This is a genomic window from Stenotrophomonas rhizophila, from assembly GCF_020857975.1.
Classification (GTDB): Bacteria; Pseudomonadota; Gammaproteobacteria; order Xanthomonadales; family Xanthomonadaceae; genus Stenotrophomonas; species Stenotrophomonas rhizophila_C.
Genome location: NZ_JACWUO010000018.1, coordinates 49,171 through 68,738 on the forward strand (window position 1 = coordinate 49,171; position 19,568 = coordinate 68,738).

Annotated in this window: 18 protein-coding genes and 1 tRNA gene; 1 reads left to right on the forward strand and 18 read right to left on the reverse strand. The window is 67.3% G+C overall.

From position 1 onward, the window contains the following. Window positions 1–2: 2 nt before the first annotated feature. The 4 genes from ptsP to treP form a co-directional block, all read right to left on the reverse strand. Entirely contained in the window at window positions 3–2,555 is a 2,553-nt protein-coding gene (gene ptsP, locus IC535_RS15255) for a phosphoenolpyruvate--protein phosphotransferase (RefSeq protein WP_228886743.1), read from the reverse strand. Between the two features lie 53 nt (window positions 2,556–2,608). Then, a complete protein-coding gene (locus tag IC535_RS15260; RefSeq protein ID WP_228886742.1) occupies window positions 2,609–3,847 on the reverse strand; it encodes a maltoporin in 1,239 nt (412 codons plus the stop codon). Window positions 3,848–3,960: 113 nt separating this feature from the next. Then, window positions 3,961–5,613, reverse strand: coding sequence for an alpha,alpha-phosphotrehalase (gene treC / locus IC535_RS15265; RefSeq protein ID WP_228886741.1), 1,653 nt, complete (start codon window positions 5,611–5,613; stop codon window positions 3,961–3,963). Between the two features lie 84 nt (window positions 5,614–5,697). Continuing rightward, window positions 5,698–7,140, reverse strand: a complete 1,443-nt coding sequence (gene treP, locus IC535_RS15270; protein ID WP_228886740.1) for a PTS system trehalose-specific EIIBC component — start codon at window positions 7,138–7,140, stop codon at window positions 5,698–5,700. A gap of 202 nt (window positions 7,141–7,342) precedes the next feature. On the opposite strand from treP, the gene IC535_RS15275 reads away from it, so the two are divergent. Further along, complete coding sequence (locus IC535_RS15275; protein ID WP_228886739.1) at window positions 7,343–7,783, forward strand: hypothetical protein; 441 nt, start codon at window positions 7,343–7,345, stop codon at window positions 7,781–7,783. Window positions 7,784–7,904: 121 nt separating this feature from the next. Here IC535_RS15275 and IC535_RS15280 read toward each other — a convergent pair. The 14 genes from IC535_RS15280 to IC535_RS15345 all read right to left on the reverse strand — a co-directional run bounded on the left by IC535_RS15280 (window position 7,905) and on the right by IC535_RS15345 (window position 19,508). Continuing rightward, window positions 7,905–7,979, reverse strand: a tRNA-Val gene (locus tag IC535_RS15280). A 65-nt stretch (window positions 7,980–8,044) separates the two neighbouring features. Further along, window positions 8,045–8,398 carry a PilZ domain-containing protein gene (locus tag IC535_RS15285; protein ID WP_228886738.1) on the reverse strand — a complete coding sequence of 118 codons (354 nt, stop codon included), beginning with the start codon at window positions 8,396–8,398 and terminating at the stop codon, window positions 8,045–8,047. Beyond that, window positions 8,395–9,354 (reverse strand): DNA polymerase III subunit delta', encoded by a 960-nt coding sequence (locus tag IC535_RS15290; RefSeq protein WP_228886737.1) that lies wholly within the window; start codon window positions 9,352–9,354, stop codon window positions 8,395–8,397. Before IC535_RS15290 ends, IC535_RS15285 begins: the two co-directional genes overlap by 4 nt. Next, window positions 9,347–10,015, reverse strand: coding sequence for a dTMP kinase (gene tmk, locus IC535_RS15295; RefSeq protein WP_228886736.1), 669 nt, complete (start codon window positions 10,013–10,015; stop codon window positions 9,347–9,349). Before tmk ends, IC535_RS15290 begins: the two co-directional genes overlap by 8 nt. Continuing rightward, window positions 10,012–11,070, reverse strand: coding sequence for an endolytic transglycosylase MltG (mltG, locus tag IC535_RS15300; RefSeq protein ID WP_228886735.1), 1,059 nt, complete (start codon window positions 11,068–11,070; stop codon window positions 10,012–10,014). Before mltG ends, tmk begins: the two co-directional genes overlap by 4 nt. A 90-nt stretch (window positions 11,071–11,160) precedes the next feature. After that, window positions 11,161–12,516, reverse strand: a complete 1,356-nt coding sequence (locus IC535_RS15305) for an aminodeoxychorismate synthase component I (protein WP_228886734.1) — start codon at window positions 12,514–12,516, stop codon at window positions 11,161–11,163. 97 nt (window positions 12,517–12,613) lie between these two features. Then, on the reverse strand, window positions 12,614–13,876 hold the full coding sequence (fabF, locus tag IC535_RS15310) for a beta-ketoacyl-ACP synthase II (protein ID WP_228886733.1): 1,263 nt from the start codon (window positions 13,874–13,876) through the stop codon (window positions 12,614–12,616). Window positions 13,877–14,012: 136 nt separating this feature from the next. Further along, window positions 14,013–14,252 carry an acyl carrier protein gene (gene acpP, locus IC535_RS15315; protein ID WP_228886732.1) on the reverse strand — a complete coding sequence of 80 codons (240 nt, stop codon included), beginning with the start codon at window positions 14,250–14,252 and terminating at the stop codon, window positions 14,013–14,015. Window positions 14,253–14,405: 153 nt separating this feature from the next. Next, on the reverse strand, window positions 14,406–15,149 hold the full coding sequence (gene fabG / locus IC535_RS15320) for a 3-oxoacyl-ACP reductase FabG (RefSeq protein WP_228886731.1): 744 nt from the start codon (window positions 15,147–15,149) through the stop codon (window positions 14,406–14,408). A gap of 72 nt (window positions 15,150–15,221) precedes the next feature. Further along, the gene (fabD, locus tag IC535_RS15325) at window positions 15,222–16,166 is read right to left on the reverse strand and encodes an ACP S-malonyltransferase (RefSeq protein WP_228886730.1); all 945 of its coding nucleotides are present in this window, start codon (window positions 16,164–16,166) and stop codon (window positions 15,222–15,224) included. Between the two features lie 604 nt (window positions 16,167–16,770). Beyond that, complete coding sequence (locus IC535_RS15330) at window positions 16,771–17,553, reverse strand: serine/threonine protein phosphatase (RefSeq protein ID WP_228886729.1); 783 nt, start codon at window positions 17,551–17,553, stop codon at window positions 16,771–16,773. Between the two features lie 73 nt (window positions 17,554–17,626). Next, on the reverse strand, window positions 17,627–18,604 hold the full coding sequence (locus tag IC535_RS15335; RefSeq protein ID WP_228886728.1) for a beta-ketoacyl-ACP synthase III: 978 nt from the start codon (window positions 18,602–18,604) through the stop codon (window positions 17,627–17,629). Between the two features lie 88 nt (window positions 18,605–18,692). After that, window positions 18,693–18,890, reverse strand: coding sequence for a 50S ribosomal protein L32 (rpmF, locus tag IC535_RS15340; protein WP_017357626.1), 198 nt, complete (start codon window positions 18,888–18,890; stop codon window positions 18,693–18,695). Window positions 18,891–18,998: 108 nt separating this feature from the next. After that, the gene (locus tag IC535_RS15345) at window positions 18,999–19,508 is read right to left on the reverse strand and encodes a YceD family protein (RefSeq protein WP_228886727.1); all 510 of its coding nucleotides are present in this window, start codon (window positions 19,506–19,508) and stop codon (window positions 18,999–19,001) included. Window positions 19,509–19,568 lie beyond the last annotated feature (60 nt).

The window sequence follows — 19,568 nt, forward strand, 5'->3', positions numbered from 1 at the left end:
GCTCACCCCTCCCGTGCCAATGACAGCACCGGCTGCGCCGGCGGATACGCCAACAGCGCCTCACGCACCTGCCCGGCACTTTCCAGCCCAAGTACCCGGCGTGCCAATGCCCGGCATTGGCCGGAATCCACCGCGCGCACCGCCGCCTTGATCGCCGGAATCAACGGTACGCTGACCGACAGTTCGTCCACGCCCAGGCCCAGCAGCAGCGGTACCGCCGGCACCTCGGAGGCCAGCGCACCGCAGACCGCGACCGGCTTGCCATGCGCGTGCGCGGCCTGCACGGTGCGGTCGATCAGGCGCAGCACCGCCGGGTGGCAGCTGTCGGCATGGCGCGCCAGCTGCGGGTGATCGCGGTCCATGGCCAGGGTGTACTGGGTCAGGTCGTTGGTGCCGATGGAGAAGAAATCCACTTCCGAGGCAAACAGGTCGGCCATCAGCGCCGCCGACGGTACCTCGACCATGATGCCCAGCTTCGGCGGCGTGGCGAGCCCGATCTGCGCGGCCTCTTCGTGCAGCATCTGGCGGGCCAGGCGCAGCTCGCACAGGTCGCTGACCATCGGCAGCATGATGTGCAGCCGGGCCAGGCCGGCGCTGCCCAGGATCGCCCGGAGCTGCCCGCGCAGCAGTTCCGGACGGGCCAGGCACAGGCGGATGCCGCGGATGCCGAGGAAGGGATTGGCCTCGCTGTCCATCGGCAGGTAGGACAGCGGTTTGTCCCCGCCCACATCCAGCGTGCGTACCACCAGGGTGCGCGCCGGGCCCAGCGCGCGCGCCATGCCGCTGTACGCCCGAACCTGCTCGTCGTGGCTGGGGGCGCTGCTGCGCTGCAGGTACAGGAACTCCGAGCGCAGCAGGCCCACGCCTTCGGCGCCCAGCGCCAGGGCCTGCTCGGCCTCGGCCTGCGAGGCGACGTTGGCGGTCACCTCGACGGCGTGGCCGTCGCCGGTCACCGCCGGCAGCAATGCCTGCGCCAGATCGCGGCGGTGTTGCTGCTGTTGCTGCCGGCGCTTGTGGCCGAACTGCTCGACCAGCGCAGGGTCGGGCTGCAGGTGCAGTTCGCCGCGGTCGGCGTCGAGCAGCACGCTGCTGCCGTTGTCCAGCGCAAGCACCTGTGCCGACACACCGCACAGCGCCGGCAGCCCCTGCGCCCGGGCCAGTATCGCCACATGGCTGGTGGCCCCGCCATTGGCCGTGGCCAGCCCGACCACCTTGCGCCGGTCCAGCGCGGCGAACTGCGAGGGCGTCAGCTGCGCGGCGATGACGATGGCCTGGTCGGGCAGTTCGCAGGCACCCTCGTGCACGCCCAGGATCTGCTTGAGAACCCGTTGGCCGACATCGACCAGGTCCAGCGCGCGGTCGGCCAGGAAGGCATTGCCACCGGCCTTGAAGTTCGCCGCGGTTGTCGCGGTCACATGGTTCCAGGCAAAGGCGGCGCTCCTGCCCTGCTCGAGCAGCGCCTGTGCCTGCTCCAGCAGGCCGGGGTCGTCCAGCAGTTCCTGGTGGGTGCGGAAGACCTCGGCCTGCACCGGACCTGCGGCGCTGTCGCGCAACTGCTGCAATCCCTGCGCGGCCGCGCGCAGCGCACGCTGCAGGGTGTCGCGCTCGGCCGCGGGGTCGGCCGCATCTTCGGCGATGTCCATGCCGTGCTCGGCCAACTGCACCACCTGGCCGAATGCCGTGCCGGCCGAGGCGCATACCCCATGCAACACGTTCGCCGATGCCGGTGGTGCCTCGGCTGCCGGCACGGCCGGCGGGCCGCTGGCCGCCCCCGGGGCCACCGCCTCGCCACAGCCCGCTTCCAGCAGGCGGGTCAGCGTGGCAATCGCTTCGGCTGCATCGTCGCCGGCCGCGCCCACCCGTACCGCATCGCCATGGGCAGTCTGCAGGCCCATCACCGCCACCAGCGATTTGGCATTGGCACGGCCCTGCGGTGCATGCAGCTGGATGTCGGCCGCGAATGCCTTGGCCGCATGCACCAGCACGGCGGCCGGGCGCGCATGCAGGCCGTTCGCATTGGGCAGCGCCACCGGTTCGGACAGCAGCGCCGCTGCGTGCGCCTGCGTCGTCTCGCCGTGGCGCTCTGCAGGGGTCAGGCCCAGCAGTGGCTGCCGGCACTGCACCGCCCCGTCCCCGCCGGCACCGGCCAGCGCAGCGAAGGGCTCACCGCTGATCACCAGCATCAGCGTCATCAGGCTGCGCGCGTGCAGGGCGATGTAGTCGGCATCGAACTGGATCAACGGCTGACCGGCCTGGACGTGCTGGCCCACCTCGACCAGCGCCTGGAAGCCCTGCCCGGCCAGGTTCACCGTATCCAGGCCGATATGCAGCAGCACCTGGGTGCCGCCTGCATGGGTGAGGGTGATGGCGTGGCTGCTGCGCTGCAGTTCGCTGACCACCGCGTCCAGCGGCGCGCACAGCGTCTGCGAGGTGGGGTCGATACATACCCCGTCACCGATCACCCGCCCGGCGAACACCGGGTCGGGTACCTGGTCCAGCGGTATCAGCACCCCGGACAGCGGTGCCAGCAGTTGCAAGGGTTGAACGGAAGCCATGGTTTCACCTGCGGTTGTGGTGGTGCAACTACCTGGGGCGGGCAGCAGCCGCGTCACCACCAGGTTTCGATCTGCAGCCCGACGTTGGCACCATGCAGCGCCGGGCCGAAGGCGCCGGTGCCGGACAACGCCGAGCCGGCGGCCATGCCGTTGGCGGCACGCTGTGCGGCCTGGTTCCAGCGGGCGTAGGTGTAGTAAAGGCGCAGCTCCGGGCGCGACCAGAACGCCGGCCCGCGCGGCGACCAGGTGGGCGCCACGGTGAGCTTGCTGAGGCTGTGCATTCCCCCCGGCGCCCAGACCCGGTCGTGGCCCAGTTCGACCACCAGCTTGATCTGCTCGGTGATCGCATAGGCCGGCCGGGCGCCCAGCGACATCCAGTGCTGGCCCTTGCCGTCACGGCGGATATCGCGCTGGTACACCGCTTCGACCTGCCCGCCAAAACGCGGGCCGGCCTGCCAGTCGAAGAACTCCACCAGGCGGTAGCGCCTGGCGCTGGCGTCCAGCCCGACATCGCCGGTATAGCCCAGGCCGGTGCCCGGCCCCTGGCCGTACTGCAGCGCCAGTGTGTTCTTGCCACCGAGGAAATCCTGCTGCACGTGCTGCACGCTGAGCGACCAGCCGGCGTGCGCGTCGCGGCGGCCGGGGCGGTCGATATGACTCACGCCCAGCTCCAGCCCACCACCGGGATTGGTGGCAAAGCCGGCCACGTGCAGATCGTGCCGGGTGGTGTAGGCGGTCTGGTACAGGTTGTCCTTGCGCGACAAGGTGTAGCTGTAGGTCCGCCCGCCGATGGCCACGTCCTCGATGCCGGCACCGGTCCCGCTCTGGTTCCAGTAGTAGAAATCGGCGATATGGATGTCGTTGCGCTTGTAGTAGCGCCGGCCGGCCCACAGCGATCCACCGTTGAGCGCAGGCAGGTTGGACCATTGCGCGTACAGCTGCGGCAGCCGCACCGCACCGTCGTCGCCGCGCAGCGTGAGGTCGCGGCCGTATGCGTTGAACAACGAAACCATGCCGGCCACGCGCAGCACCGAGCCGTCGTCCAGGGTCAGCAGCGGCTGGCGCAGTTCCAGTTCGGCGTACTGCTCGCATTCGTTGCCCAGCCGGTATTTGGTTTCCGCGCCGGGCAGCTTGAAGCAGGCCTGGTCGCCACCGCCGGCGGTCGTTCCCACGCCGCTGCGCAGATAGCCGGCAAACTCCAGCGCCTGGGCAGGCGATGCCAGGCCTGCCGCGCCGGCCAGCAGGCCCAGGGTAATGGCTGCGGTCCGCAGCGGCATGTGTGCAACCTTCATGCGTTGTCCTCCTTGCCGATCAGGCACGCCGCTCCGATGGCACGGCCGGCGATCGATGGGACCGGGGAAGGCAGCACCTGCAGGCGATCCCGACCTGCAGGCGCAAGCGGTGGTCACCCCGCCTCGGCCAGGTGCACCACGAAGGATTCGTAAGGGCGCAGCAGCAGCTGCCGGCCCGGCACCGCACAGTCGGGGTAGTTGCCGATCACCACGCGCTGCACGCTGCAACCGGCCAGCACCGATTCGGGCAGCTCGACCAGGCACGTGGCGGTGTAGAAGTTGTTCACCACCAGCAGCCGTTCGCCGCGGCCCTCGCGCAGATAGGCCCAGACCTGGGGGTGGTCGCACAGCAGCAGCCGATAGACACCATCGACCATCAGCGGTTCGCTGCGGCGCAGCGCGATCAGTTGGCGGTAGTGGTGCAGTACCGAGGCCGGGTCGTCGCGCTGGCATTCGACATTGATGTGGGTGGCATTGGCCGCCACGCCGATCCAGGGCTCGGCGCTGCTGAAGCCGGCGAAGGGCTGCGCGCTCCACTGCATGGGCGTGCGCCCGTTGTCGCGCGAGCGTTGCCGGATGGTGGCCATGCTCGACGCAACCGGTTCCCTGGCCAGGTGCTTGAGCCGGTAGATGTTCAGGGTCTCCACATCGCGGTACTGCTCGATGTGCTCGAAACCGGGGTTGGTCATGCCCAGTTCTTCGCCCTGGTAGATGAACGGGGTTCCGTGCAGGAAGTGCAGCGCAGTGGCCAGCATCTTGGCCGACACCACGTGGTAGGGGCCGTCGTCGCCAAAGCGCGATACCACCCGCGGCTGGTCATGGTTGCACCAGAACAACGCATTCCAGCCGCCGCCGTGCTGCATGCCGGTCTGCCAGTCCGACAGCACGCGCTTGAGCTGGAGAAAATCGAACGCGGCCAGCTCCCATTTCTGCAGGTTCGGGTAGTCCACCTTCAGGTGGTGGAAGTTGAAGGTCATCGACAGCTCGTTCGCCTGCGGGTGCGAGTAACGCACGCAGTGCGCCAGGCTGGTGGAGGACATCTCGCCGACGGTGAGCAGGTCGTGCCCGGCGAAAACCTCGCGGTGCATTTCCTGCAGGTAGCGGTGCACGTTGGGGCCATCGGAATAGAAATGCCGGCCGTCGCTGGCGTCTTCGGGAAAACCGGCCGGCTTGGAGATCAGGTTGATCACGTCCAGGCGGAAACCACCCACGCCCTTGTCGCGCCAGAAGCGCATCATCGCGAAGACTTCGGCACGCACCTGCGGGTTGTCCCAGTTCAGATCGGCCTGGCTGCGGTCGAACAGGTGCAGGTAGTACTGGCCGGTGTGCGGCTCGTATTCCCAGGCCGAACCGCCGAACTTGGATTGCCAGTTGTTGGGCAGGTCGCGCCAGAGGTAGAAATCGCGGTAGGGGTTGTCGCGGCTGCTGCGTGCCTGCTGGAACCAGGCGTGATCGGTGGAGGTGTGGTTGACCACGATGTCCAGCATCACCCGGATGCCGCGCCTGCCCGCCTCGGCGATCAGCAGCTCGCAGTCGGCCATGCTGCCGTAGCTGGGGTCGATGGCGTAGTAGTCGCTGATGTCATAGCCGTTGTCCCGCTGCGGCGACTGCAGGAACGGGGTGATCCACAGGTAATCCACGCCCAGCCACTGCAGGTAGTCCAGCTTGGCCACCACCCCGAGCAGGTCGCCGGTGGCCGTGCCGGCGTGGCTGTAGAAACTCTTCGGGTAGATCTGGTAGACCACCGATTGCTGCCAGCTGCGCATGGCATGCCGTCCTTGCGAAGGGAGTGACCGTGCCGGCGCATCGGCCACGCCGCACGACGGCAACTGCTGTTGGGCTCCCATGGCTCAGGCCACCCTGTAGCCGGGCCGGACGATCTTCAGGGTGAGCAGGCAGGTCAGCAGGAACGGCACCGCCATCGCGATGGCCATGCCGACCACGAAGATGGGGATGTACTGCGGCATGATCGAGATGAACGCCGGCAACCCGCCGACGCCAATGGCCGAGGCCTGCACCTTGTGCCAGGACAGGAACATGCCGCCCAGCGACGAGCCGACCAGCGCGGCATAGAACGGGTACTTGTAGCGCAGGTTGATGCCGAACATCGCCGGCTCGGTGATGCCGAAGTACGCCGACACCGCCGAGGTGGAGGCCATGCTTTTGTCGCGCGCGGTCCGGGTCATGTAGAACACTGCCAGCGTGGCGCTGCCCTGGGCCAGGTTGGACATCACGATCATCGGCCAGATGAAGGTGCCGCCCTGGCTGGAAATCAGCTGCAGGTCCACGCCGAGGAACATGTGGTGCATGCCGGTGATCACCAGCGGCGCGTACAGCAGCCCGAACACCGCCCCGCCCAGCAGCGGGGCGACATCGAACAGCGCCACGATGCCATCGGCGATCAGGATGCCCAGGTAGCGGGTGACCGGGCCGATCAGCGTGAGCGCCAGCACCCCGGTCACCACGATGGTGGTGATGGGGATCACCAGCAGCTGGATGGCGTTGGGCACCCGCGCACGCAGCCACTTCTCGATGACGCTCATGACATAGGCGGCCAGCAGGATCGGCAGGATCTGGCCCTGGTAGCCGACCTTCTCCACATTGAACCAGCCGAGGATGTCGAAGTACGGCAGGCTCTGCCCTTCCAGGCCGGCCACCGCTTTGCCGTAGTTCCAGGCGTTGAGCAGGTCCGGATGGACCAGCATCAGGCCCAGCACGATGCCCAGGATTTCACTGCCGCCAAAGCGCTTCGCCGCCGACCAGCCGACCAGCGCCGGCAGGAACACGAAGGACGTATTGGCCATCAGGTTGATCAGGCTCCACAGCCCTTCCAGCGCCGGATAGGCGTCGAGCAGGGTCATGTCGTCGATGAACAGCCCCTTGGCACCGATCAGGTTGTTCACCCCCATCAACAGCCCGGCGATGATCAGCGCCGGCAGGATCGGCATGAACACATCCGACAGCACCCGCACCAGCCGCTGCATGCCACGGGTACGCGCGGTGCTGTGCTGCTTGAGGTCGGCGATGGTCAGCGCCGCCAGGCCGCCCTGCTCACGCAGTGCGGCATAGACCTTCTCCACTTCGCCCGGGCCGATGACTACCTGGAACAAGCCGCCGGTGAAGAACGAGCCCTTCACCAGTTCAATGCGGTTCAACGCCGCGCTGTCCACCCGCTTGGGGTCCTTGAGCAGCAGGCGCAGGCGCGTGACGCAATGCGCGGCCTGTTCCAGGTTGTCGCGCCCACCGAGACTGCGCAGCAGTTCACCGGCGATGGCGGAATAGTCGTGGCTCATGTGATGGCCTCCTTGACGATGCCGTCTCCGTCGCGCGCGCCGATAGCAAATACCCCGTGTGCGGGATGCAGATCCACGGCAGCGGCAGATGAATGGTTGACGCGGTCTTGTTCTGCCGGGAACCGGTTGTGCCGGATATTCCGGGACGAACAAAACGCTGCGTTCCTCACTACGACCGGAGTCTAGGCACGTTGTTTTTTGCGTGACAACCAAGGTCACGCCGTGCAACTTCGCAATGGGTGCGCGCTGCGTGCGGCACTGCACGATGCTGTTTCAGCCATCCCAAAGCAGCGACAAAAGCGCTTGTTTCAAGCCTTTTATCTACGATTGCGCCGGCACCCAGAAAATACGAAACGAATATTCGGCGTCGCACCCTGCCCACTTTGTAATTTGCGCCGGCGAATATTCAATTCGATTCGATCTGGAGATTGAATCAACAACACGGTTCGATTTCACAAGTGCCGCCCCTCGAGGCGAGCACAGGCGCGTCGGGCGTGACGGAATCAACGCGTTTGGCGAAAGACACACCGCAGAACGGGCGTCGGCAACCGTGGTTGTGCATCAGGACGATTTCATCGCCTGTGCGGTCGCGCGCGGCGGAAACCTCCATCGCATCGTCCTGAGCGGGCCATCTGTGATGTGACCCTACGGCGACCGTCCGGCAATCAGGTTGGGTACTCCCCGCCGGGACGGCCCGACCCAGCGCATGCGCCTGCCGGAAACAAAAAAGCCGACCCAAGGGCCGGCTTCTTCATGTTGCAGCGTGGTGGGCGGTACAAGGTTCGAACTTGTGACCCTTGCCGTGTGAAGGCAATGCTCTACCGCTGAGCTAACCGCCCGATGCTGCTGAGCCGCTCATTATAGGGCGGCAAATTTCCGCGTCAACGGGTCTGCGGAAATTTCTTCACATCGTGTGGGTCGGCTTGTCCGCGGTCAGGATGCCGGCCAGCAGGGTCTCGATCTTGTTGCGCACCGCCTCGCCCTCGGCGCCTTCGGCCAGCTGTACGCCGATGCCCGCCTGGCGGTTGCCCTGGGCCCCGGCCGGGGTCACCCAGACCACCTTGCCGGCCACCGGCAGGCGCTCGCTGGAGTCGGGCAGGGTCAGCAGCAGGAACACCTCATCGCCCAGGAAGTAACGCTTGGGCGTGGGTACGAAGATGCCGCCGTTCTTCACGAACGGCATGTACGCGCTGTACAGCGCGGACTTGTCCTTGACGGCCAGCGACAGGATGCCCTGGCGGGCGTTGGTGGCGCTCATGCGTTGTTTCCCCTTGCGTGCCGCTCGTTGACCCGGTTCCAAGCCAACAACAATTCCACCACCGCCAGGTCGGCGCGCACGGTGGTGCGCAGCAGATCGCGGGTACGGTTGGCGGCGTCGAACCAGGCTGCCAGCTTGTGCAATCGGTCCGGATCGGTCAAGCCACCGCCGCTGGCCTGGGCCAGCGCCAGGTCGGCGGCATGCCGCAGGCGCAGCGCGGCGTGTTCATCGCCGCACCAGCGCTGGGCCAGTTCCACCGCCCCGGCGCGCCCGGCCACCAGTGCCTCCAGGTCGCTGGCGACCTGCCGGCGCAATGCCAGCCCGTCGTCACGCAGCCAATTGTCGGCCAGCCCGGGATGGCCGCGCGCCGCGTCCAGGGCCTCGCGGGCGCTGGCCTCGCTGTGGCCCTGCGACTGCAGCCAGGCCAGGGCCTCCTCGCGCGGTGGCAATTTGAACTCCAGGCGCTGGCAGCGGCTGCGCACGGTGGCCGGCAGGCGCGCCGGGTCACTGCTGATCAGCCACAGGTAGCGGCCCGGCTGCGGCTCTTCCAGGGTCTTGAGCAGGGCGTTGCAGGCCGCACGGTTGATCGCGTCGGCCGGGTCGACCACCACCACCTGGGCGATGCCGTACTGCGGGGTCAGCGCCAGCTTCTGCGAGATCTCGCGGACCTGTTCGATCACGATCTCGGTGCGCAGCTTGTCGCCGGACTTGTTGGGGATGAACGAGATCAGCTGCAGGTCCGGATGGGTGCCGGCGGCGATCAGCTGGGCGCTGCGCCTGGCCGCGGCCGGCTCGCTGCGGCCCAGCACATGCGCGGCCAGGCGCAGGGCCACCGCGCGCTTGCCCAGCCCGGCCGGGCCGCAGATCAGCAGGCCATGGCCGAGCCGGCCGGCATCGAGCGCGGCCACGGTCTGGTCGTAGGCGCGCTGCTGCCAGGGCGAAAAGGTCTCAGTCATGTTCGGGCTCCTGGGCCAGCCATGCGTCCACCGCGGCCACCACCGACCGCGCCACGCCGGGCTGGTCCTGGCTGGCGTCGATCAGGCGGAAACGCTGCGGGTCTTCGCCGGCGCGCTGGCGGAACACCGCGCGCACCCGCTGGAAAAAGTCGTCCTGCTCGCTCTCGATCCGGTCCGGCCACAGATCACGGCCGTTGGCGCGGGCGCGGCCGGTGGCCACATCCACGTCCAGCAGCAGGGTCAGGCCGGGCAGCAGGCCCACCGCGCGGCGCTCCAGGTCGGCGATCCAGGCCGGGTCCAGGCCGCGCCCACCGCCCTGGTAGGCGTAGCTGGAATCGGTGAAGCGGTCGCTGATCACGTAGGCGCCACGGCGCAGCGCCGGCTGGATCGTCTGGCGCACGTGCTGGGCACGCGCGGCGAACACCAGCAGCAGCTCGGCCTCGGCCGACAACGGCTCGTGGGCGATGTCGGCGTCGGGGGTGAGCACCAGCGCGCGGATCCGTTCGGCCAGCGGGGTACCGCCGGGTTCGCGGGTCAGCAACACCTCGTGGCCGCGTGCCTGCAAGGCATCGCGCAGGGCGTTGATGGCGGTGGTCTTGCCGGCACCCTCGCCGCCTTCCAGGCTGATCAGGCGCGGATGGCGCAGCAGCGATGCGGTCATTGCCGCGCCGCCTGGCCGCGCTGCTGGCGCAGCTGCTGCAGGTAGCGGGCTACGGCGGCGTTGTGGTCGGTGTAATTGGCCGAGAACACGTGCGCGCCGCTGCCGTCGCCGACGGCCACGAAGTACAGCGCATCGCCGGCGGCCGGCTGCGCCGCCGCGTGCAGCGCGTCGCGGCCGGGCATGGCGATCGGGGTCGGGGTCAGGCCGGCGCGGGTATAGGTGTTGTACGGCGTGTCGGTGGTCAGGTCGCGCTTGCGGATGTTGCCGTCGTAGCTGCTGCCGATGCCGTAGATCACGGTCGGGTCGGTCTGCAGGCGCATGCCGATCTTCAGGCGGCGCGCGAACACGCCGGCGATCTGCGGGCGCTCGCTGGGCAGCGCGGTTTCCTTTTCGATGATCGAGGCCAGGGTCAGCAGTTCGTAGGGCGAATTGAGCGGCAGGTCGGCCGCGCGGCTGTCCCAGGCCAGGGCCAGTTCCTTTTCCATCGCCGCGTGCGCGCGCTTGAGCACGTCCAGGTCGCTGTCGCCGCGCTGGTAGACGTAGGTTTCGGGCAGGAAGCGGCCTTCGGGATGTTGCCCGGGGAAACCCACGGCCTTCATCAGCGCCGCGTCGTCGAGCGCATCGGTGGTGTGCAGCAGCGGGTCGGCGCGCTTGAGCGCGGCACGCAACTGGCGGATGTTCCAGCCTTCGACGATGGTCAGGCGGTGTTGCAGCACGCGGCCCTGGCGCATGCGGGTGAGCAGCTGGCGCGGGGTCAGGACCGGGTCCAGTGCGTACTCGCCCACCTTGAGCTTGCCGGCGGCATCAAGCTGGCGCGCCAGCAGCTGCCACTGGGTGTCGCTGCCTTCGTCCACGCCGGCTGCGCGCAGCTTGCCCAGCACCGTGGCCAGGCCGTCACCGGAGGCGATCACCACGCTGGGCTGGTCGGGGGTCAGCGGCGTGTCGGCAAAGCCGCGCTGGCTGTGCCAGAACCACGCACCGGCCGCGGCCAGCAGCGCCGCCGCCAGCAGCAGCACCGCCAGCACGGCCAGACATCCCCGTTTCGCACCCGCCATGGTCACCTCGAATGGATTTGATTTCACCGCCGCGCAGCATACCGCGCGGGTGCTGCACACCGCCAAATCGCCGTAGCCGGCCGCGCCGGTTCAGTCCTGCCGGCCCAGCGCGCGCAGCAGGCCGCGCGCCTTGGCGCGGGTTTCGTCCAGTTCGCGCGCCGGGTCCGAATCCACCACGATCCCGGCACCGGTGCGGAACACCGCGGTGTCGGCGGCCACCTCGGCGGTGCGGATCAGGATGTTCAGGTCCAGGTCGCCGTCGCGGTTCAGCCAGCCGAACGCGCCGGTATAGGCGCCGCGCGCGGTCTGCTCCAGCTCGGCGATGATCTGCATGCAGCGCACCTTGGGGCAGCCGGTGATGGTGCCACCGGGGAAAGTGGCCGCGATCACCTGGCCCGGCGTGACGCCCTGTCGCAGGCGGCCACGCACGTTGCTGACGATGTGGTGCACGTGCGCGTAGCTTTCCACGCTCATCAGCTCGTCCACCTCGACGCTGCCCGGCGTACAGATCCGGCCCAGGTCGTTGCGCTCCAGGTCGATCAGCATCACGTGTTCGGCGCGCTCCTTGGGATGGCCGACCAGTTCCTGGATGCGCGCGGCATCGTCGTCGCCGGCAAAGCGCGGGCGGGTGCCGGCGATCGGGCGGGTCTGCACGTCATCGCCATGCACCGACACCAGCCGTTCCGGCGAGGAACTCACCACCGCCCTGCCCTGGGCCATGAACAGGCCGGCGAACGGCGCCGGGTTGGCCACCCGCAACTGCGCGTACAGCGCCTGCGGCGACAGCGCCTGGGCGAACTGCGCCGACCAGCGCCGCGACAGGTTGACCTGGAACACATCGCCGGCGCGCAGGTAATCGATGACCCGGGCCACGCCGTCGGTAAAACGCGCCGGGGCATCCTCGGCCAGCTGCGCCGGCGTCTGCCAGGCCGGCAACGGCGCCTGTGTGGCGCTGGCGGCCAGGTCGGCCAGCAGCACCGGCAGCAGCGCGGCGTGTTCGGTTTCGCAGACGGCGTGGTACTGGCCGAGCACGCGGTCGTGCAGCACCGCGGCCGGGCAGCGCAGCGCCAGCGCCGACGGCAGGCCATCGGCGCGCGTCGGCAAGGCCAGCACGGTTTCGATCTGGCCGGCCAGTTCGTAGTCCAGCATCAGCGCCCAGCCGCCGCGGAACGGCAATGCCGGTTCTTCGCGCGGCTGCCGCAGTGCGGCCCAGTGCGCGTCCAGCACGTCCAGGAAGCGGCCGGCGTGGGCCTGGCCGTCGCCATCGCGGACCACACCATCGGCGTGCAGCGCCAGCGACTGGCCGTTGCCCATCAGCAGCAGGTCCCAGCGGCCCTGCGCGGTGCCCGAGGCGGTGGATTCCATCAGCAGCGGGTAGCGCTGCGGGGCCAGGCGCTGCAGCGCGAGCAGGTCGGTGGTGGCGGGCAGCGGATGGGTCTGGAGCATGCAGGGACACCGGGAAGTCACGCGCTGGGCGCAGGGGACCAGATACACCAAGGCCGCCATGATGGCGGCCCGGGTGGGGAGTGCGGCAGCGGCGCGATCAGATCCGCTTGAACACCAGGGTACCGTTGGTGCCACCGAAGCCGAAGCCGTTGGACATCACCACGTCCACCTGCTGCTGGCGGGCGGTGTTGGGCACGTAATCCAGGTCGCAGCCTTCGCCGGGCTGGTGCAGGTTGATGGTCGGCGGAATCACGTTGTCGCGCAGCGCCAGCACCGAGAAGATCGCCTCCACCCCGCCGGCCGCGCCGAGCAGGTGGCCGGTCATCGACTTGGTCGAGCTGACCATCATCTTGTAGGCGTGCCCGCCAAAGGCGGCCTTCATCGCCATGGTCTCGCCGAGGTCGCCCAGCGGCGTGGAGGTGCCATGCGCGTTGAGGTAGCCGATCTGGTCCGGGTTCACCCCGGCGTCCTTCATCGCCATCACCATGCAGCGCGCGGCGCCTTCGCCGTTCTCGCTGGGCGCGGTCATGTGGTAGGCGTCGGAGCTGGCGCCGAAGCCGGCCAGTTCGCAATAGATCTTCGCGCCACGGGCCTTGGCGTGCTCGTACTCTTCCAGGATCAGGATGCCGGCACCGTCGCCCAGCACGAAGCCGTCGCGGTCCTTGTCCCACGGCCGCGAGGCCGCGCCCGGGTCGTCGTTGCGGGTGCTCATCGCCTTCATCGCGCAGAAGCCGCCCAGGGCGGTCGGCGAGGAACCGCGCTCGGCACCACCGGCCACCATCACGTCCGCATCGCCGTACTGGATCATGCGCATGGCGGTGCCGATGGAGTGGTTGGAGGTGGCGCAGGCCGACACCGCCGAGAACGACGGCCCCTTCAACCCGGTGATGATGCTCAGCTGGCCCGGCAGCATGTTGATGATGGTCTTGGGCACGTAGAAGGGCGAGATCTTCCTGCCCTCGTGGAAGTCGATGGTCTGCTCTTCGATACCGAGCAGGCCGCCGATCCCGGCGCCGACGATCGCGCCGATGCGCTCGGCATTGGCCTCGGTGATGTCCAACCCGGAATCGTGCAGCGCCATGAAGGCGGCACCGAGACCATAGTGGATGAACGGGTCCATCTTCTTGGCATCCTTGCCGCTGACCCGGAACGAGCCGAACTGGTCGTTGTCGGCGGTGATGTCGAAGTCCTTGACCTCACCTGCGATCTTGGTGGTGAAACGGTCCAGGTAGGACTGCGAAACGTTGGTCAGCGCACCGATGCCGGAACGGCCTTCGGTGATGCCCTTCCAACTGGTGTCCAGATCATTGCCCAACGGCGAGACCATGCCCATGCCGGTAACGACGACGCGACGCTTCATTGCAGATTCTCCTGACCCGGGTGTTGCGGGTATGACGCGGTGTAACGCTCAAATGCACAGGGCCGCAAGCGCGGCCCCATGGGTTTGCCGCACGCGGTCGCGGCGTTGGCCACAACCGCGCGCCAGCCGCCTGACATCAAGCCTTGACGTGGGCGGTGACGTAGTCGATCGCAGCCTGGACGGTGCCGATTTTCTCGGCTTCTTCGTCCGGGATTTCGCACTCGAACTCTTCTTCCAGCGCCATCACCAGTTCAACGGTGTCCAGCGAGTCAGCGCCCAGGTCATCGACGAACGATGCGCTGTTGGTGACTTCTTCTTCCTTGACGCCAAGCTGTTCGACGACGATTTTCTTGACGCGTTCTTCGATGCTGCTCATTGGATATCGCTCCAGATGGAGTAGTGGTTCAAAAGTGACGCCATCCGGTGAGGGATGACCGTGGGATAGTGTAGTGGAAACCAGCGACGCCTTACATCGTTGCAAAACATCAGCCAGATCAATCACTTGCGGCGCAGTCCATGCGCCACATGCTTACGGCATGTACATACCGCCGTTCACATGGAGGGTTTCGCCGGTGATGTAGCTGGCCGACGGGCCGGCCAGGAACGCCACCGCGTTGGCGATATCGGACGCTTCGCCCAGGCGTTCCAGGGCGATGGTCTTGACCAGGCCGGTGCGCTGTTCTTCGGGCAGGGCACGGGTCATGTCGGTGTCGATGAAGCCCGGCGCGACCACATTGACGGTGATCCCGCGCGAGCCGATTTCCTTGGCCAGCGACTTGGAGAAGGCAATGATGCCGGCCTTGGCGGCGGCATAGTTGGCTTGGCCGGCATTGCCGGTGACGCCGATCACCGAGGCGATATTGATGATGCGGCCACGGCGCGCCTTCATCATGCCGCGGATGACCGCCTTGGAAGTGCGGAACACGCTGGTCAGGTTGGTGTCCAGAATGGACTGCCAGTCCTCTTCCTTCATGCGCAGCAGCAGGTTGTCGCGGGTGATGCCGGCATTGTTGACCAGGATGGTGATCGCGCCGAATTCCTTGGCGATCCCGTCCAGCACCGCTGCCAGCGCGGCGGCATCGGTCACGTTCAGCGCGCGGCCATGGCCACCCACGGCCGCCAGGCGTTCACCGATGGCGGCGGCACCGGCGTCGGTGGTGGCAGTGCCGATCACGGTCGCGCCCTGCGCGGCCAGTGCGTCGGCGATGGCGGCGCCGATGCCACGGCTGGCGCCGGTCACCAGTGCGATTTCACCCTGAAGGGGCTTGCTCATCTGTAATTCCTCGAACGGGACGGGTCCGCACGCCGGCCCCAGGGCCATGCGCGTGCGGAGTCGGTCGACAGGTCAGGCGGCCCAGGTCTCGCGGGCAGCCTGGAAATCGGCAGGCGTGGACAGTGTGCGCGCGTCCAGCGATTTGTCGATGCGCTTGATCAATCCGGTCAGCACCTTGCCCGGGCCGCATTCGGCCACGCCGGTAACGCCACGGGCAGCCAGGGCCTGCACGCAACCGGTCCACTGCACCGGCAGGTACAACTGCTGGACCAGGGCGCGGGCGATGGCTTCCACGCCGTCATGCACGCGGGCATCGACGTTCTGCACCACCGGCAGGGCCGGTGCGCGCCAGTCCAGGCCGGCCATGGTTTCGGCCAGGCGGTTGGCGGCTTCGCGCATCAATGGGGTATGCGAGGGCACGCTGACGGCCAGCTTGACGGTCTTGCGCACGCCCCGCTCGGCCAGCAGCGCCAGCGCACGGTCAACGGCCGCAGCGTCGCCACCGATCACGATCTGGCCGGGAGAATTGAAGTTGGCCGGCACCACCACCTGGCTGCCGGCAGCCTGCTCGCAGACCTCCTGGACCAGGGCGTCGTCGGCACCGAGCACGGCCGCCATGGCGCCAACGCCGGCCGGCGCGGCTTCCTGCATCAGCTGGCCGCGCAGGCGCACCAGGTGGGCGCCGTCGTGCAGGGTCAGCGCGCCGGCAGCCACCAGGGCGGTGTACTCGCCCAGGCTGTGCCCGGCCAGCACGCCCGGCTGGGCACCGCCGACCGCGTTCCAGACCCGCCACACGCCGATGCTGGCGGCCAGCAGGGCCGGCTGGGTGTATTCGGTGCGGTTGAGCATTTCCTCCGGGCCGCCCTGCGACAGCGCCCACAGGTCGACACCGGCGCCATCGGACGCCTCGCCGAAGGCAGCACGGATCTGCGGGTGCAGCTCGGCCAGCTCGGCCAGCATGCCCAGCGACTGCGAGCCCTGGCCGGGGAACACGAAAGCGAGATTGGAATCGGTCACGCGGTCATCCGCCTGCAAAAATCGAACGGCGAATGATAAGTCGGAACAGCGCCCTTCGTCTGTACTGCCGCGTATGTGTGTTGGGTTGGTGAAGGCCGTTTTGAAGCAAAAGCGTTGCCTGCACTTCGTCTGGGAGGGCTGGGGCCAGTGGGTTTGCGGGACACGCCGTGAATCCGTCCGTGGAGGCTCGTGAGCGCCATCCATGGCGCCCAACGGTCCCGCAAACCCACTGACCCCAGCCCTTGCACAGAGGATCGGTGTGCATGGGATAAGCAAAAGCGGGAGCAACGGCCTTCGTTGGGATGGGGAGGTGCCGAGCATGGCTCGGCACCTCCTACTTACCCACCCCGGGCAGGGCTGCACTTGGCTTGAACACAGCAAAAGCTGTGTGCCTTGGACCTTGACTATCCTTGCGGACCAGTCATCTGTGGATGGGTCGGCGTGGGTGGGTTTGCGGGACTGTCGAAAACATGGATGTTTTCGCCAAGCCTCCACGGACGGATTCACGGCGTGTCCCGCAAACCCACCCGCGCCGGCCCAAAGCCAGGCCCACGAGCAAAGGTGCTTTGGCTTTGGCTTTGGCTTTGGCTTTGGCCCTGCCCGATCACACCAACAGCTGCAGGAGGTCCAGATCGCCGTCGCTGAAGAAATCGACGCAGATCACCGCCAGCATCAGCACGCCCAGCGTAGTGGCGCCATGCACCACCAGGATCGCGTGCGCCAGCGCGCGCGCCGACCGACCCAGCTTCAGACTGGCGCGGGCCAGGCCGCGCAGCCGCCCCGATACCGCATGGGCATGCGCCAGCACCGGCGCTTCCACCCCGTCCATCGCCTGCGCCATCAACGCCTGCAACCGCTGCGGGCGGTCCTCGTAATACTTGGCCACGCCGTAGCCGAACATCAGCCAATCGCGCGCCTGGGCCTGGGCCAGGTCCATCACCTCCAGCGGGTCTTCCTCGAAATCGATGAAACCCACCTGCCTGCCATCCCAGGTCAGATTGCGCGGCAACGGCTGGCCGAAATAGGCACCCTTGCGGTGCGCCATGGCGATCGCCTGCATCGCTGCAGCCACCAGCCGGTCGCGCCCGGCCGCATCGGCCTGGCGCAGGCAGGTATTGAACGAATTGCCGTTGTCGCCCAGCACCAGCGCCGCATGCCCAGTGCCGATCACGTGCGGCACCTTCACCCCCTGCGCCGCCAGCTCGCCCAGACGGCGCGCCTCGGTTTTCCTGGCCGCATCGCCGCCGCGGTGCGGCGGCGGGCGCAGTGCATCGAGCTGGAAACGGCACGCGACGAAATTGAGCAGGCCCAGCGCAACCCTCCGGCTTCCTTCGCCGTATTGCTTCAGCCAGGCGCGCTGCCCCTCGATGACGATGGGCTCTACCATGACAGGTCTCCTGAAATGCTTACGGCCCCGTAGGGGGCCGTAATAAAAGCATCACGTTGTCGTAACGCCGCTATCAATAACGCAGCAGCGCCGAACCCCACGTGAAGCCGCCACCGAAGGCTTCCAGCAGCAGCAACTGGCCACGCTCGACGCGGCCGGAACGGATCGCCACATCCAGCGCCATCGGCACCGATGCCGACGAGGTGTTGCCGTGCCGGTCCACCGTCACCACCACCTGCTCCATCGACATCTCCAACCGCTTGGCGGTGGCCTCGATGATGCGCAGGTTGGCCTGGTGCGGGATCAGCCAGTCCAGGTCGGACTTGGTCAGCCCATTGGCGTCCAAGGTTTCGTCCACGACCGAATCCAGCGCCTTGACGGCGTACTTGAACACGTCGTTGCCCTTCATCAGGATCGCGCCACGGGCGTTTTCGCCCTCGCCGAAGCCGGCCGACACACCCACCGGATTCCACAGCAGCTCTTTCTTGCTGCCATCCGAATGCAGGTGGGTACTGAGGATGCCGGTGTCTTCGTCGGCCTTGAGCACGACCGCGCCGGCGCCATCGCCGAACAGCACGCAGGTGGTGCGCTCGGTCCAGTCGACGATACGGGTCAGGGTTTCCGCGCCGATCACCAGCACATGCCGTGCATCGCCGGAACGGATGAATTTGTCGGCCACGCTCAACGCGAACACAAAGCCCGAACAGGCTGCGTTGACATCGAAAGCGGGGCAACCGCTCGCACCGAGCTTGGCCTGGATCAGGCACGCGGTGGACGGGAAGATCAGGTCAGGCGTGGTGGTACCCACCACGATCATGTCCAGCTGCGAAGCGTCGATACCGGCCGCTTCCAGCGCACGCAGCGCGGCCTGATAACCCAGGTCGCTGGTGGTTTCGCCTTCGGCTGCAATGTGCCGCTCGCGAATACCGGTGCGCGATTGAATCCACTCATCGCTGGTGTCGACCATTTTCTCCAGATCCTGGTTGGTCAACACTCTTTCGGGCAAATAGCTACCTGTGCCCGCGATCCTCGAGTAGATCCGCTTGCTCATTGCATGTCCTGTAGCACGGCCATCAACAGTGACAGCCGGGAAGAAAGGAGTAAAGGCCGCTGCCCGACCGGGCAGCGGCCTCCACGAATCAATCTTCTTCGACGGCCGAATTCGACTTGGTCGTGATCACCTTCTTGCCGCGGTAGAAACCGTCAGCGGTGATGTGGTGACGCAGATGCACTTCACCGGTGGTCGGATCGGTGGACAGCTGCTTGGCGCTCAGGGCGTCATGCGCACGGCGCATACCGCGGCGGGACGGGGTGACACGGGATTTCTGCACAGCCATGGGATTGCTCCAAACTCGGTTCGTTTTGCTTCGTCGTATCGTCGCGCAGGACGCCAGCGCCCAGCACAGTTTTCGCTTTCGCCGCAGCCGCCGACGACAATCCGGCTGCTATTGTTTTTTCAGTGCCGCCAACGCCGCGAACGGATTGGCCTTGCTGATTTCTTCTTCGGTCGGCGCCCAGTCCTGGTCCACTGCCTGACCATCCGGGGACAGCGGCACCACGGGCACGGCCAGGACAAGTTCGTCCTCCACCAGTTCCAGCGGTCGCAGCATGCCGTCTTCGGGCACCAGCCACGGCTCGTACCCTTCCGGCAACGAGGATTCATCCTCTTCGCTGCGGATCAGGCCGAGCCGCTGCACCATCGAAACCGGCAACAGGAAGCGCTGCAGGCTGCGCTGACAGATCAGCGGCAACTCGGTGTCGATGGACAGTTCAACATAGGATACCCGCAGGATGTCGTCGTGGGCGAATTCCAGTGCATAGCTGCACCGGCCTTCGGTATCGGCAACAAGCCCTTGCAGGCGGGTCAATTGCGCTAGATCCACCTGGCCGTCGAAGCGCCTTCGCGCTGCGACCATCCGCCAAGCATCCAGCAATTCGGGCACGTTCGCGGACATAAGCCGCTGAATGTTAAGGACCGTCCGGGCTGCTGTCAAATGCTGCCGCAGTCAGCTTGC

What these genes read in the sequence shown, in the direction of transcription:
- ptsP (WP_228886743.1), bottom strand. Translation starts at nt 2,555, where the DNA reads ATGGCTTCCGTTCAACCCTTGCAACTGCTGGCACCGCTGTCCGGGGTG.
- IC535_RS15260 (WP_228886742.1), bottom strand. Translation starts at nt 3,847, where the DNA reads ATGAAGGTTGCACACATGCCGCTGCGGACCGCAGCCATTACCCTGGGC.
- treC (WP_228886741.1), bottom strand. Translation starts at nt 5,613, where the DNA reads ATGCGCAGCTGGCAGCAATCGGTGGTCTACCAGATCTACCCGAAGAGT.
- treP (WP_228886740.1), bottom strand. Translation starts at nt 7,140, where the DNA reads ATGAGCCACGACTATTCCGCCATCGCCGGTGAACTGCTGCGCAGTCTC.
- IC535_RS15285 (WP_228886738.1), bottom strand. Translation starts at nt 8,398, where the DNA reads ATGAGCGCCACCAACGCCCGCCAGGGCATCCTGTCGCTGGCCGTCAAG.
- IC535_RS15290 (WP_228886737.1), bottom strand. Translation starts at nt 9,354, where the DNA reads ATGACTGAGACCTTTTCGCCCTGGCAGCAGCGCGCCTACGACCAGACC.
- tmk (WP_228886736.1), bottom strand. Translation starts at nt 10,015, where the DNA reads ATGACCGCATCGCTGCTGCGCCATCCGCGCCTGATCAGCCTGGAAGGC.
- mltG (WP_228886735.1), bottom strand. Translation starts at nt 11,070, where the DNA reads ATGGCGGGTGCGAAACGGGGATGTCTGGCCGTGCTGGCGGTGCTGCTG.
- IC535_RS15305 (WP_228886734.1), bottom strand. Translation starts at nt 12,516, where the DNA reads ATGCTCCAGACCCATCCGCTGCCCGCCACCACCGACCTGCTCGCGCTG.
- fabF (WP_228886733.1), bottom strand. Translation starts at nt 13,876, where the DNA reads ATGAAGCGTCGCGTCGTCGTTACCGGCATGGGCATGGTCTCGCCGTTG.
- acpP (WP_228886732.1), bottom strand. Translation starts at nt 14,252, where the DNA reads ATGAGCAGCATCGAAGAACGCGTCAAGAAAATCGTCGTCGAACAGCTT.
- fabG (WP_228886731.1), bottom strand. Translation starts at nt 15,149, where the DNA reads ATGAGCAAGCCCCTTCAGGGTGAAATCGCACTGGTGACCGGCGCCAGC.
- IC535_RS15330 (WP_228886729.1), bottom strand. Translation starts at nt 17,553, where the DNA reads ATGGTAGAGCCCATCGTCATCGAGGGGCAGCGCGCCTGGCTGAAGCAA.
- IC535_RS15335 (WP_228886728.1), bottom strand. Translation starts at nt 18,604, where the DNA reads ATGAGCAAGCGGATCTACTCGAGGATCGCGGGCACAGGTAGCTATTTG.
- rpmF (WP_017357626.1), bottom strand. Translation starts at nt 18,890, where the DNA reads ATGGCTGTGCAGAAATCCCGTGTCACCCCGTCCCGCCGCGGTATGCGC.
- IC535_RS15345 (WP_228886727.1), bottom strand. Translation starts at nt 19,508, where the DNA reads ATGTCCGCGAACGTGCCCGAATTGCTGGATGCTTGGCGGATGGTCGCA.